The sequence below is a fragment of the Kushneria sinocarnis genome (assembly GCF_003633775.1).
Classification (GTDB): Bacteria; Pseudomonadota; Gammaproteobacteria; order Pseudomonadales; family Halomonadaceae; genus Kushneria; species Kushneria sinocarnis.
Genome location: NZ_RBIN01000002.1, coordinates 322,825 through 336,216, shown reverse-complemented (window position 1 = coordinate 336,216; position 13,392 = coordinate 322,825). Strand labels below are relative to the sequence as shown.

The window sequence follows — 13,392 nt, the reverse complement described above, 5'->3', positions numbered from 1 at the left end:
AGTACAACGACAACGGAGCGCATCATGGCACTACTGGATATTCGCAACCTGCGAGTGGATCTGCCGGTCGAGACCGGCACCCTGCACGCCGTGCGCGGCATCGATCTCTCGGTCGAGCGCGGCGAGATGCTCTGCATCGTCGGCGAGTCGGGCTGCGGCAAGTCGATGACCTCGCTGGCGATCATGGGACTGCTGCCGCGCCGGGCGCAGGTGCGGGCCGACAGCCTGACCTTCGACGGCATCGATCTCACCGCCATCTCCGAGCGGCGACGCAGCGATCTGCGCGGCGCACGCATGGCGATGATGTTTCAGGAGCCGATGACCGCCCTCAATCCGGCCTGGACGCTGGGCAATCAGCTCATCGAAGCGCTGCGGCGGCACCGGCGGGTGTCGAAGCGCCAGGCGCGGGAGCGCGCCGTGGAGCTGCTCGAACGGGTGGGGATCACCGCGGCCGCCGAGCGTCTGTCCCAGTATCCCCATCAGCTCTCCGGCGGGCTGCGCCAGCGGGTGATGATCGCCATGGCGCTGATGTGCGGCCCCGACCTGATCGTCGCCGACGAGCCCACCACGGCGCTGGATGTGACCATTCAGGCGCAGATCCTGCGGCTGATCCGCGAGCTGCAGCAGGAGATGGGCACGGCGGTGATCTTCATTACCCACGACCTGGGGGTGGTGGCGCGCATTGCCGACCGGGTGGCGGTGATGTACGCCGGCGAGGTGGTGGAGAGTGCGCCGGTCGAGGCGCTCTACGCGCGCCCCGGCCACCCCTATACCCGCGGGCTGCTGGAGTGCATTCCCGCTCCGGGGCGTACCGCGCCGGGCAGCCGCCTGCAGGCGATCGACGGAGTGGTGCCGAGCCTGGTCGGTGAACTCGAGGGCTGCGCCTTTCGCAACCGCTGTCCGCGCGCCGAGCCCTGCTGCGCGCAGACCCCGCCGTTTGCCTCGCTTGAAGCCGCCCATCGGGCGCGCTGCCACTTCGCGGCCACCGTGGCCACCGTGGCCACCGACAGCCGGGAGGCGCTCTGCTCATGATGACCGAGACCCTGATCCAGAGTGATCGTGAGATGTCGGCACCGGCGCCATCGCCCTCGCTGGCGCTGGAGCTCAGTGCACTGTCGAAGCGCTATCGCGTCGGCGGTGGCATGCTGCGCGCCGCCCGCGAGCTGCAGGCGGTCAGCGAGGTGTCCCTGCGCCTGCGTGCCGGCGAGACGCTGGGGCTGGTCGGCGAATCCGGCTGTGGCAAGAGCACCCTGGCCCGGCTGCTGCTGGGGCTGGAGGCGCCCTCCGGCGGGGATGTGCTGATCGGCGGCGAACCGCTTCACCGCATCGACCGCCGGGCGCTGGCGCGGCGCATCCAGCCGATCTTCCAGGACCCGTACTCCTCGCTCAACCCGCGTCGCAGCGTGGCAAGCATCGTCAGGCTGCCACTGGATGTGCACGAGATCGGCGCGCGCACCGAGCGGGCGTCGAAGGTGGTGGAGATGCTCGATATCGTCGGCCTGCCGCGTCGCGCGGCACGCCAGTATCCCGGCCAGCTCTCCGGCGGTCAGCGCCAGCGGGTGGCGATCGCCCGCGCCCTGATCATGCGCCCCGACATCGTGGTCTGTGACGAGCCGACCTCGGCGCTCGATGTCTCGGTACAGGCGCAGATCCTCAACCTGCTGATGGCGCTGCGCGAGGAGCTGGGGCTGACCTATCTCTTCATCAGCCACGATCTGTCGGTGGTCGAGCATCTGGTGGATCGGGTGGCGGTGATGTATCTCGGCCGGATCGTCGAGGAGCGCACCCGCGAGCAGCTGTTCAAGGGCGCCCGGCACCCCTATACCCAGGCGCTGCTGGCCTCGGCGCTGACGCCCGAACCCGGGCTGGGCGTGCCGGATGCCGGGCTGGGAACGGTGATGCCCGACCCCACCCGGCCGCCTGCCGGCTGCGCCTTCCATCCGCGCTGCCCGCGGGCCGAGGCGCGCTGCTCGCAGCAGGCGCCGGCGATGCCGCCGGTGGGCACCCCCGGTGGCCGGGCGGCCTGCCACTTCGCCTGAGTCTTTCTCCCACGGTTTGTTCAAGGAGGTTCCATGTCCCGTCAGCAGGTGATCGAGGCCGCTCTGGCCCATTTCGATTCGGGCGCGTTTCGCGACGATCTGGCCCGTCGGGTGCAGCTGGCGACCGAAAGCCAGATCGAGGGCACCGGCGCCCGGCTGCAGGCCTATCTCGACGAGATCGTCATTCCGGGGCTGAACGCGCTGGGCTTCAGCCATGAGGTTCTGGCCAATCCGGTCGAGGGGTTCGGGCCGATCCTGATTGCCGAGCGCGTCGAGCCCGGAGCCGGCTTTACCGTGCTGAGCTACGGCCACGGCGATGTGGTGATGGGGTATGACGAGCAGTGGCACGAAGGCCGCTCACCCTGGCGGCTGAGCGTCGAAGGGGATCGCTGGTACGGCCGTGGCACGGCCGACAACAAGGGGCAGCATGCCATCAACCTGGCCGCGCTGGCCCGGGTGATCGCGGTGCGCGGGGAACTGGGCTACAACGTGCGACTGATCATCGAGATGGGCGAGGAAACCGGCTCGCCGGGGCTCAGGGCCCTGTGCGAACGCGAGCGCGACCGGCTGGCGGCCGATGTCTTCATTGCCTCCGACGGGCCACGGCTGGGCGCGGACAAGCCGACCCTGTTTCTCGGTTCGCGTGGCTCGTGGAACGTCAATCTCTCGGTCGAGGCGCGTGACCGGGCGCATCACTCCGGCAACTGGGGAGGCGTGCTGAAGAATCCCGCCACGCGGCTGAATGCGGCACTGGCGAGCATTGTCGACGAGCGCGGGCGGCTGCTGGTCGAGGGGCTCAGGCCACCGGCGATCAGCGACTCGGTCAGGCGTATCCTGGCGCAGATCGAGGTCGGCGGCGGCGAGACCGATCCCCCGCTGGACGAGGGGTGGGGCGAGCCGGGGCTGTCCGCGGCGGAACGGCTGCTGGGCTGGAACACCTTCGAGATTCTGGCGATGACCGCCGGTTCGCCCGAGGCGCCGGCCAACGCCATACCCGCGCGTGCCCGGGCGAACTGTCAGCTGCGCTACGTGGTCGGCAGCCGGCCGCAGGCCTTCTTCGACCAGCTGCGGGCCCATCTCGATGCGCACGGCTTCGGGGATGTGCACATCGAAAATGCCCGGATCACCATGATGCCGGCGACCCGGCTCGATCCCGACGACCCCTGGGTGGCCTGGGCCCTCGCCTCGATGGCCCGCAGCACGGCCCATCCGCCGATGCTGCTGCCCAACCTGGGGGGCTCGCTGCCCAACGACGTGTTTGCCGACGTACTGGCACTGCCCACGCTGTGGGTGCCGCACTCCTATCCGGCCTGCAATCAGCACGCGCCCGACGAGCATCTGCTGGGCAGTGTGGCGCGCGAATCACTGGCGATCATGGCCGGACTGTGGTGGGATCTGGCAGAACAGGGCGGCACCGTGATCAGGGAGCGAGCGCAGTGGCAGACAGCATGAGCGAGCAGGTACACCACTGGCTGGCGGAGCGGTTCGAGGAGATGACCGCGTGTCTGGAGACGCTGGTCAACATCGACTCCCACTCGCTCGACAAGGCCGGGGTCGATCGCGTCGGCGAGGCGATCGAGGGCTGGCTGATCGAGGATGGTATCGCCGTTGAGCGCATCCGACGGCCGGAAGCGGGGGATATCCTGCTGGCAACACTGCCCGGCTGCGATGACGCCGAACCGGCGCCGGTACTGCTGATGGGGCATCGTGATACCGTCTTTGCCACCGGCACTGTCGCCGGGCGCGGCTACACGCGCCGGGGCGAGACGGCGTTCGGCCCCGGCGTGGCCGACATGAAGGCCGGGCTGGTGCTCAATGTTTTCGTATTGCGCGCGCTCAGGCACTGTACGGCCTTGCCGTTCCCGGTGCAGGCGTTGTTTACCGCTGACGAAGAGATCGGTTCGCCCGACGGGACGGCCTTCATCCGTCAGACGGCCGAGGGCGCCCGGGCGGTGTTCAACGCCGAGCCGGGACGGATCAGCGGCAACGTGGTCACCGCCCGCAAGGGCGGGGCGAGCTTCGTCATCGAGGTGACGGGCCGGGCGGCGCACGCCGGGGTGAGCCACGCCGACGGTGCCAGCGCCATCGAGGCGCTGGCCCGGATAACCACCCGCATCCACGCCCTGACCGACTATCGCAGCGGGGTCACCACCAACATCGGCACCCTCAGCGGCGGAACCGCCCGCAACGCCGTGGCCCCCTTTGCCAGTGCCGAACTGGATACCCGCTTCATCACCGGGGCGCAGCGTACCCGCCTGATCGCCGAACTGGAGGCCATCGTGGCCGACACCGGCGTGCCCGGAACCACGGCGCGACTGATCCCCAAAAGCGAGTTCCTGCCGCTGGAGGCGGCGATGAGCGAGGCGCTGCTGGCCCGCTATCAGCAACAGGCCCGCCTGGTCGGCTTTGCCGTCGAGGGCGAGTTTACCGGGGGCTGTTCCGATGCCGGCACCACCGCCAGCCTCGGGGTGCCCACGCTCTGTGGTACCGGGCCGGTGGGGGCGCGGATGCATACCGATGACGAGTACTGCCGGCTGGACACCCTGGCACCGCGCGCTCAGGCGCTGGCGCTGACGATCCTGTCGCTGGCCGAACGCTGAGCCGGGCGGAAGCGCGCCGGCCCCGGCGAGTCACTCGTCGGCAATCAGCCGCTTGCCCAGGGTGGTGAAGTCTCCGGCGTCATAGCCGAGTTCACGATAGTACTCGAGCAGGCGCGGCTGGCCGGGGCGAACCATCATCATCAGCCTGGGGCAGCCGCGCTCGATCAGCAGTCGTTCCACGGCCACGATCAGTTCGCGACCGTAGCCGCGGCCCTGCCATTCCGGCGCGACCGCCAGATAGTGCAGCCAGCCGCGATGGCCGTCGTAGCCGGCCATGGCGCTGGCCATGAGTTGCTCGTCGATGGTGCCGACCAGAAACAGCGTCGGATCCTCGGCACACTTGCGGGCGATGTCCCGGTGCGGGTCGTTCCATGGCCGGGTCAGGGCACATTGCTGCCAGAGGCTGATCACGGCCTCCTCATCGCCGTTACGGTAGGGGCGAAGCTGCATCACGGGGGCGGTCCTGTCGATTCACGAAGGTGGCTTGATGTCATGCCGGCGTCGATCGATGATGCCCGCACGGCTGCCGGATGCAACCCCGGATGGCCACTCGACCGATGGAGCCGTCATGACGCATACCCCCCTGACCGAGACGACCACCCCGTATATCCGGCTGCGTCTGGTACTGGCACCGGGGCTGGTGTTCGGCCCCGGCAAGGCCGATCTGCTGGCCGGCATCGAGCGGACCGGCTCGATCTCGGCCGCCAGCCGGGCGATGGGCATGAGCTATCGCAAGGCCTGGCAGCTGATGGAGACCCTCAACAGCCACTTTGTCTCTCCGGTCGTGGAGACCCGCACCGGCGGGGTGCGCCAGGGCGGTGCCCGGCTGACCCCGTTCGGGCGCGATCTGCTCGGACGCTACCAGCAGCTGGAAGCACGGGCGCGGGCCGATGCCGACCCCACCCTGACGTATCTGACCGGTCAGCTGAAGAGCGACCCTCCAGACTGATCGGGCTTCCGCTTTGTCTCCGGCAGCGGTGTGGACTATAGTCGATCCGTTATGTTCAGCCGTGCATAACGGTGCCGATCCGGTAGCCCGGCTGATTCGCTCACCACCGACAGGACCCCGACCGATGTCTGAACCCGCTCCCTCCGCCTGCAAGCGCACCCTGCTGGGGGTTGCCTTCACCGCTGCAACCCTGCTGGCGACGACCGCCCAGGCGGCCCAGCAGGTGCATGTCTATGCCGCGGCCTCGCTCACCGATGCGATGAATGCGCTGGTCAGCCGCTACGAGAAGACGCACGAGGACGTCGACATCGTGCCGGTCTATGCCTCCTCCTCGACGGTCGCCCGGCAGATCGCCAACGGCGCGCCGGCCGATCTCTACTTCTCCGCCAACGAGAAGTGGATGAACTGGCTGGACGAGCAGGGCGTGGCGCTCTCCGAGCGTGCCGATCTGCTCAACAATCGGCTGGCCCTGATTGCGCCGAAGGACAGCAGCATCGACTCCTTCACGCCGGATGCCGATCATCCGCTGGCGGCAAGACTGGATGACGGCGATCGGCTGGCGGTCGGCGATCCGGATCACGTGCCGGCCGGCATCTATGCCGGACAGTCGCTCAGAAGCCTCGGCGAGTGGGAGGCCCTCGCGCCGCGACTGGCGCGCGCCAATGACGTGCGGGCGGCACTGGCGCTGGTCGAGCGCGGCGAGGCCCCGCTGGGTATCGTATACTCGACCGATGCCGAGGCCAGCGATGATGTGAAGACGCTGGGGTACTTCCCCGCGGACAGTCACAAGCCGATCACCTATCCGGTTGCCCTGGTCGGCGAACATCCGGATGATGCGGCGAGGGCCTTTCGTCAGTGGCTGGCCGGCAGTGAAGCGGCCGGTGTCTTCAGGCGCTTCGGCTTCCAGCCGGCCGGGACGGATGACAGCTGACGGTCCGGCATGACCGGCGCCGGTGATGGTCATTCATCGGCGCAAGCACAATTCCAACAGGAGATCTCATGGATACGCTGCCACGCACCGCCCTGGAACAGCTCTTTCTCAACGCCCGCAGCCTGCACGAGTTCACCGACGAGCCGGTGGCGGAGAGCACGCTGCGCGAGCTCTATGACATCGTGCGGATGGCACCGACCTCGATGAACTGCCAGCCGGCACGCTTCGTGTTCGTGTCCTCCGATTCCGCTCGTCAGCGGCTGGCCGACTGCGTGGTGGATGGCAATCGACGCAAGGTGCTGGGGGCACCGGTGGTGGCGATCGTGGCGTGGGATACCCGCTTCTTCGAATTCCTGCCGACCCAGTTTCCGGTCTTCGATGCCAAACCGATGTACGAGAACGACCCGGCCTTTGCCGAGGAGACGGCCTTTCGCAACTCCTCGATGCAGGGCGGCTATCTGATCATGGCGGCACGGGCACTGGGACTCGCCTGCGGCCCGATGTCGGGCTTCGACCAGGCCGCCGTCAACGCCGAGTTCTTCCCCGATGGCCGCTACCGGGTCAACTTCCTCTGCAATCTGGGGGTGGGCAAGCCGGAATCGGCCTATCCACGCGGTCCGCGGCTCTCCTTCGACGAGGCCGCCTCCATCGTCTGAATCACGGATCGATCACCATGCTGACGCCGCTGGAAAGTGAAGCCCTGCTGATCAGTCTCAGGGTGGCCGGGGTAGCCGTGGGCGCCATACTGGTGCCCGGGGTGGCGGTGGCCTGGCTGCTGGCGCGCTTCGAGTTTCCCGGCAAGTCACTGCTCGATGGCCTGGTGCACCTGCCGCTGGTACTGCCCCCGGTCGTGGTCGGCTATCTGCTGCTGGTCACCCTGGGCCGCAATGGCGTGATCGGCCAGTGGCTGCAGGCGTGGTTCCACTTCAGTCTGCCGTTCAGCTGGCAGGGCGCGGCGCTGGCCGGCGGGGTCATGGCCTTTCCGCTGCTGGTGCGGGCGGTGCGCCTGTCACTGGAGGCGGTCGACCCCGGGCTGGAGGCCGCGGCCCGCACCCTGGGCGCCAATCGGCTGCGGGTGCTGATGACCATCACCCTGCCGCTGGCGCTGCCGGGGATCATCACCGGCGCGGTGCTGGCCTTTGCCCGGGCCCTTTCGGAGTTCGGCGCGACCATGACCTTTGCCTCCAACATCCCCGGGGAGACCCGGACCCTGCCGCTGGCGCTCTATTCACTGATCCAGATGCCCGGCAGCGAGGCGGCCGCGGCGCGGCTGTGCGCGATCTCGATCGTGGTGGCGATGATCTCCCTGATGGCCTCGGAGGCACTGGCACGGCGCACCCGGCGGCGCATGGCACCGCGGGATCGCTGAGGTCGGCATGCTCGAACTCGATGTCACCCGTCAACTCGGCGACCTGACCCTGGCGGCGTCACTGACCGCCCCCGAACAGGGCGTGACCGCCCTGTTCGGGGAGTCCGGCAGCGGCAAGACCAGCCTGCTGCGCCTGATGGCCGGTCTCGACCGGCCCGACCGGGGCGTGATCCGGCTCGATGGCGAAACGCTGGTGGACACCGGACGCGGGGTCTGGGTACCGCCCCACAGGCGACGGCTGGGGGTGGTGTTCCAGGAAGCGCGGCTGTTTCCGCACTATCGGGTGCGCGGCAATCTCCGCTATGCGCTGCATGCCTCCATGCAGGGCGAATTCGAACGTATCGTGGCCCTGCTGGGCATCGGTCATCTGCTCGATCGCATGCCGGGGTCGCTCTCCGGCGGCGAGGCGCGGCGGGTCTCGATCGGCCGGGCGCTACTGTCGGGGCCGCGCCTTTTGCTGATGGACGAGCCGCTGACCGGCCTCGATGGTGCCCGCAAGCAGGAGCTGCTGGATTACATCGCCCGGCTGGCGCGGGAGGTCGAGATTCCCATCATCTTCGTCAGCCATGACACCGATGAGCTGATGGCCGTGGCGACCCGGCTGGCACTGGTCGAGCAGGGGCGGATCATCGCCAGCGGCGAGCTGGATGACATGCTCGCGCGGCTCGACCTCAGTGACCAGCTGGGCGGCTTCGAAGCGAGTTCGCGACTGCACGCCGTCCTCGGCCAGCCCGAGCCGGATCACCGGCTGATCCGGGCGCAGCTGGCGGATGGCCAGCAGCTGCTGCTGCCGGCGGATGCCGGTGCGCCCGGCGAGGCCATCGCGCTGCGCATCCGGGTGCGCGACGTGGCGCTGGCGCTCGAGGCGCCGCGACACACCAGCTTTCGCAACCTGCTCGCGGCCACCATCGAGGCGCATGATGCCGAGCGCGAGCGACCCACGGTGGAGCTGACCCTGCGGATCGGCTCGGAACGGCTGCGCTCGCGGGTGACCCGGCACGCCTTCGATGAGCTCGGGCTGTGCCGGGGGCAGGCGGTCGTGGCGATGATCCGCAGCGTGAGCCTGTCGACTTCCGGCCGGGCGCAACGCCAGGATGTCATGGACTGAACGCAGCGGAGCAGACCGACAATGACCAGCAGCGTTATCGAGCGGCTTGAAACGCCGGAAGCCAGGCCGCTGGCCGGACTTGCAGAACTGCTGCGCGACAGCGTGGCCGGTGGTGCCGCGATGGGCTTTCTGGCGCCGCTCTCGCATGAGGCTGCCGGGCGCTGGTGGCGGCATGAGGCCCCGGCGCCGGGCCCGCATGCGCCGCTCTGGGTGGCCAGCCGTGAGGGGCACATCGAGGGGGCCGTGCAGCTGAATGCCTGCCGCAAGCCGAGCGGTCGTCATCGTGGCGAAGTGCTCAAGCTGATGGTGCATTCGCGCGCTCGCGGGCAGGGACTGGCCTCCCGGCTGATGACAACGCTCGAGGCGCACGCTGCCACGCTCGGCCTGACGCTGCTGCTGCTGGATACCCGGTCCGGCTCGCCGGCCGAGACCCTCTATACCCGGCTGGGCTGGGAGCGATACGGCGAGGTGCCCGGTTATTCGCTCGACCCCGACGGCAGCGGGCCGTGGCCGACAGCGTTCTACTTCCGGCGCTTGTAAGCGCAGCGGCGAATCGCGACACTGGCGTTCTTCCGGCTCCCGGCTGGCCGCGACCCTGTCGGCGCGCGGCCCGCGGGCTCATCACAAGGAATCGGCATGTTCGGATTGCCCTACCAGGGGATCGCCACCTTCCTCAAGTCTCCACTCGATGCTTCGCGTCCCTTCGGGTTCGTGGGCATTCCCTATGACGGTTCGGTCACCTTTCGCCCCGGTGCACGGCTGGGGCCCAATGCCATTCGCCGCGCCAGCATGATGCTGACCGACGGTCATCATCCGGAATTCGGGACCGACCCCTGTGCGCGGGTCACGGATCTGGGGGATATCGATATTACCCGGGTCGCCCAGCACGCGGCACTGGCCCGGATCGAGGAGGCAGTGACCACGCTGTCCGCCGAGCGTCCCGAATGCCGCCTGATGCTGGCCGGCGGCGATCACCTCACCACCCTGGGCGTGCTGCGGGCGCTGCGGCGGCGTTACGACCGGCCGCTGGCACTGATTCACTTTGATGCCCACTGCGATACCTGGACACGCCACTTCGATGACGATGTCGGTCATGGCACCTTCCTGCGCAACGCCATCGAGGAGGGCGTGGTGGATCCCGCCATGACGCTGAGCCTGGGGCTGCGCTCACCGGTCGATCCGCAGACGCGGGAGTGGCTGGGCAGCCGGGGTGGCCTGGCCATGAGCGCGCGCCGGCTGATGCGCACCGACGGTGAGCAGCTGGCAGCGCTGGTGGATGAGCGTATCGGTACGGCGCCGGTCTATGTCACCTTCGACATCGACGTGCTCGATCCTGCCCATGCGCCGGGCACCGGCACCCCCGAAGTCGGCGGCATCACCACCATGAAGGCGCTGGAGCTGCTCGAGAGCCTGCGCCACTGCAACATGATCGGCATGGACGTGGTGGAGGTATCACCGCCGTTCGACAGTCATGACATTACCGCCCTGGCCGCCGCCACGCTGCTGTGGACCTGGGCGGCCATGCTGCCGCTGTAGCGGGGCAGGCGTCTCAGCCGTCGGAGAGTGACTCGTCTTCGGTCGATGCGCTCGGCTCCCCGTCATCGCAGTAACCGACGCTGTTGCGGCCGTCGCGCTTGATGCGATAGAGCGCCAGATCGGCCTGCTTGAGCAGTGCGGCCGCGGCCAGGGGGTGGTGCGGATGCGAGACGGCCACCCCGGCGCTGATGGTGACATAGTGGCTGGTGGGCGAGCGGGCGTGTTCGATGCACTGTGCCTCGATGGCCGTGCGCACGCCGCTGGCGATGTTGCGGGCCTCGTCGACGTCGAAATCCGGCAGTACGACCACGAACTCTTCTCCACCGATCCGGGCGATCAGGTCCGAATCGCGCTGAAAGATATCCGACAGGGTAGCGGCCAGAATCTTCAGGCACTCATCCCCTTCGGGGTGGCCATAGTAATCATTGAACGCCTTGAAGTGATCGACATCGATCATGATCAGCGCGACCGGGCGGTCAAGGCGGTGGGTCAGCGACAGGATCTGGGGCAGCCGGCGATCGAGCAATCGGCGATTGCCCAGTCCGGTCAGGGCGTCCAGTTCGACCAGCGCTTCCAGGTGGGTGTTGCGTTCATCGAGATCGGTGATCAGGTGCTGGAACTCGCGGGCCATGAGGCCCAGCTCGTCCTGTCTTGCCTGCAGCCAGGACGGAGGCATTTCCAGGCTTTCGCTGTTGTGACGCAGCCGCTTGGCATAGCGCGACAGGCTGACAATCGGTTGCAGTACCAGCCGGTGGAACAGGCAGAGGGCGATGATCAGGGTGACCAGCAGCAGACCGAACACGCCGAGCATGACCCGATAGTAGTCCTCGAGTCCGGCCCGGAAACGGTCGCGGGGCAGTCGGGTCTGCAGCAGCAGGCGGTGGTCCGGATTGCTGGTCGGCCGGGACATGCTCAGCAGCAGCGAGTCCTCGTCGAGTTTCTCGATGTAGCTGCTCTGCCGGGTCCGTTCGGGGCGGGCCGCCGGATCGCGCACTGCACGCAGGGTCAGCACCACCGGCATCCCATCGATGCTGCCCAGCGACCAGATGCTGGGCAGATGACGGGCCAGGGTCAGATGACCGGCCATGGGACCGGTACCGTCATCGCGGGTGATCGGCCAGCTGCTGGCGAGGGTGAAGTCGGGCACGGCCAGCATGCGATTGTGGCCCGGAGAGCCGGCCGGCGTGGTATGCGGCAGGCTGCGCTGCAGTGCCCGTACCAGCGGACGCATCCAGGCGCACCGGCCGGTCGCCTCGGGGCAGGAGGTCAGCCGGCCGCTGAGCGGATCGATGGCGGCGACCCAGCTGACCCCGTCGGTGGCATCGGTCAGCAGCAGCAGCGAGATGCCGTCACTTTCGAAGATTCGTCGGGTAATGTGGGTGCGGGGATAATCCGCCTGTTCGCCGAGCATGAAATCATGGGTGCTGTCCCAGCTGGCCCACTGGTGCGTCATGCTGCTCAGCTTCTCGATCTGCTGCTCGACCGCTCGCTGAATATTGCTGATGTGCAGTCGGGCATGCTGCTGCTCTTCGCGGACCAGACCGGGCATCATCAGCTGATAGAAGACCCCTCCCAGCACGATCAGCATGACCAGGAAGGTGAGCGCCAGGGTAATGATGAATTGTGCACGCAGCGATGAGGATGAAAGCATCGGTCTGTCCGTTGATGATCGGGCGGTACCTTCCCGGATCCCGCAAAGCAAACTTCGGAGGCCCGGCGCAGCTCAGGCCGGGTAGCGGATTTCCGGAGTCGGTGATTCGACAGGGATGTCCTGTACACCGCTTATATCAACATCGGCTTGACAACCCGGAACTTGAAGCCGCGACGTCGATGGGAGGCCATTACCGATCCCGCTGCAGGCAGTCATCGATTTCGGCCGCGACGCGGTCGGGCATCGTGAGCATGGGCAGATGTCCACTGCCGGCCAGCACGACCAGCCGTGCGTTCGGCATGGCGCGGTGAAAACGATGGGCATGCTCGAGCGGGATCAGGGCATCATTATCGCCGGCAATGATCAGTACCGGGAGGGAGAGGTGTTGCAGCTTTCGGGGGTCGGCCAGTGGTCGACTACGCCAGTGACGGGCAAGATTGAGCAGGATGTCGCGATGGCCCGGCAGCCGGGCAAGCTGATGATGGCGTTCGATCAGTGCCGCCGACGGCTCGTGCGGGGCGAGACTCTCCTGCAGGCTGGCCGTCACGATCCCGGCCGGGTCGAAGTACCGCAGCAGCGGTCGCAGGGGCGCTGCCCCCAGAAGCTGCATGCGGCGTTCGATACGGCGTGTCTCGCTGCGCTCATCGGCCCAGCCGGCGGCCCCGATCAGGATCAGACGCTCGATTCGCTCGGGGGCGGCCAGCGCCAGTGACCAGGCCAGCAGGCCGCCCATGGAGCTGCCGGCCAGGCTGCAGCGCTCGATGCCCAGCTGCCCGAGAGCGGCGTGCAGTGTGCTGACCTGGGCCTCGATGGTAGCCGGGAAGCTCGCCGGTGCCATGGTCAGGCCGTGGCCGGGCAGGTCGATCGCCACCAGCCGATAGTGCTCGGCCAGCCTCGACCACAGCGGGGACCAGACCTCGCTGTCGACCAGCATGCCGTGTAACAGTATCAGTACCGGGCGGCGCCGGTCGCGCGGGTGGCTGTCGCGATAGTGCAGCCGGATGCCGTTCGCCAGGGCAAGATGATGGCTTTCCGGATAGCGCCAGTCGCGCTCGATCTGCTCGAGCTGCAGATCCGGTACCTTCAGTCTGATCGCACCACCGAGCATGCGGCGCAGCTGTCGGGAGAGATCATGCATGGCTTCTCCACGCTCCAGTCGGGGAACCTGCAAGTGTCAGGCCGTGTACACGCCGGGACACGACCGTTGGG

General features: G+C 68.0%; 14 protein-coding genes. 11 read left to right on the top strand and 3 right to left on the bottom strand.

Annotated elements, in window-relative coordinates:
• Nucleotides 1-24 precede the first annotated feature (24 nt).
• Genes C7446_RS04105 through C7446_RS04090 form a run of 4 tightly spaced genes read left to right on the top strand, consistent with a single transcriptional unit; the run spans nt 25 to nt 4,639 of the window.
• The gene (locus C7446_RS04105; protein ID WP_245977660.1) at nt 25-1,032 is read left to right on the top strand and encodes an ABC transporter ATP-binding protein; all 1,008 of its coding nucleotides are present in this window, start codon (nt 25-27) and stop codon (nt 1,030-1,032) included.
• Nucleotides 1,029-2,039: an ABC transporter ATP-binding protein gene (locus C7446_RS04100; RefSeq protein WP_245977659.1), complete on the top strand. Its 1,011-nt coding sequence runs from the start codon at nt 1,029-1,031 to the stop codon at nt 2,037-2,039. The genes C7446_RS04105 and C7446_RS04100 overlap by 4 nt, the downstream gene beginning before the upstream one ends.
• 33 nt (nt 2,040-2,072) lie before the next feature.
• The gene (locus tag C7446_RS04095; RefSeq protein WP_121171523.1) at nt 2,073-3,491 is read left to right on the top strand and encodes a M20 family metallopeptidase; all 1,419 of its coding nucleotides are present in this window, start codon (nt 2,073-2,075) and stop codon (nt 3,489-3,491) included.
• Entirely contained in the window at nt 3,476-4,639 is a 1,164-nt protein-coding gene (locus C7446_RS04090; protein WP_245977658.1) for a M20 family metallopeptidase, read from the top strand. Before C7446_RS04095 ends, C7446_RS04090 begins: the two co-directional genes overlap by 16 nt.
• A gap of 30 nt (nt 4,640-4,669) precedes the next feature.
• Here C7446_RS04090 and C7446_RS04085 read toward each other — a convergent pair whose 3' ends face one another.
• A complete protein-coding gene (locus tag C7446_RS04085) occupies nt 4,670-5,089 on the bottom strand; it encodes a GNAT family acetyltransferase (RefSeq protein ID WP_121171519.1) in 420 nt (139 codons plus the stop codon).
• A gap of 118 nt (nt 5,090-5,207) precedes the next feature.
• Between C7446_RS04085 and C7446_RS04080 the strand changes: the two genes are divergently transcribed.
• From C7446_RS04080 to speB, 7 genes are all read left to right on the top strand, one after another.
• Nucleotides 5,208-5,588, top strand: a complete 381-nt coding sequence (locus C7446_RS04080) for a winged helix-turn-helix domain-containing protein (RefSeq protein ID WP_121171814.1) — start codon at nt 5,208-5,210, stop codon at nt 5,586-5,588.
• A 124-nt stretch (nt 5,589-5,712) separates the two neighbouring features.
• On the top strand, nt 5,713-6,519 hold the full coding sequence (gene modA / locus C7446_RS04075) for a molybdate ABC transporter substrate-binding protein (protein WP_121171517.1): 807 nt from the start codon (nt 5,713-5,715) through the stop codon (nt 6,517-6,519).
• 68 nt (nt 6,520-6,587) lie between these two features.
• Complete coding sequence (locus C7446_RS04070) at nt 6,588-7,175, top strand: malonic semialdehyde reductase (RefSeq protein ID WP_121171515.1); 588 nt, start codon at nt 6,588-6,590, stop codon at nt 7,173-7,175.
• A 17-nt stretch (nt 7,176-7,192) separates the two neighbouring features.
• Nucleotides 7,193-7,888, top strand: coding sequence for a molybdate ABC transporter permease subunit (modB, locus tag C7446_RS04065; RefSeq protein ID WP_121171513.1), 696 nt, complete (start codon nt 7,193-7,195; stop codon nt 7,886-7,888).
• A gap of 7 nt (nt 7,889-7,895) precedes the next feature.
• The gene (gene modC / locus C7446_RS04060; RefSeq protein ID WP_121171511.1) at nt 7,896-8,996 is read left to right on the top strand and encodes a molybdenum ABC transporter ATP-binding protein; all 1,101 of its coding nucleotides are present in this window, start codon (nt 7,896-7,898) and stop codon (nt 8,994-8,996) included.
• 21 nt (nt 8,997-9,017) lie between these two features.
• Nucleotides 9,018-9,536, top strand: a complete 519-nt coding sequence (locus tag C7446_RS04055; RefSeq protein ID WP_121171509.1) for a GNAT family N-acetyltransferase — start codon at nt 9,018-9,020, stop codon at nt 9,534-9,536.
• A gap of 96 nt (nt 9,537-9,632) precedes the next feature.
• Nucleotides 9,633-10,532 (top strand): agmatinase, encoded by a 900-nt coding sequence (speB, locus tag C7446_RS04050; RefSeq protein ID WP_121171507.1) that lies wholly within the window; start codon nt 9,633-9,635, stop codon nt 10,530-10,532.
• Nucleotides 10,533-10,545: 13 nt separating this feature from the next.
• On the opposite strand, the gene C7446_RS04045 is transcribed toward speB, so the two are convergent.
• Both C7446_RS04045 and C7446_RS04040 read right to left on the bottom strand, forming a co-directional pair.
• Nucleotides 10,546-12,183 carry a sensor domain-containing diguanylate cyclase gene (locus tag C7446_RS04045; protein ID WP_121171505.1) on the bottom strand — a complete coding sequence of 546 codons (1,638 nt, stop codon included), beginning with the start codon at nt 12,181-12,183 and terminating at the stop codon, nt 10,546-10,548.
• Nucleotides 12,184-12,373: 190 nt separating this feature from the next.
• Nucleotides 12,374-13,321 carry an alpha/beta fold hydrolase gene (locus C7446_RS04040; RefSeq protein ID WP_121171503.1) on the bottom strand — a complete coding sequence of 316 codons (948 nt, stop codon included), beginning with the start codon at nt 13,319-13,321 and terminating at the stop codon, nt 12,374-12,376.
• Between the last annotated feature and the right edge of the window lie 71 nt (nt 13,322-13,392).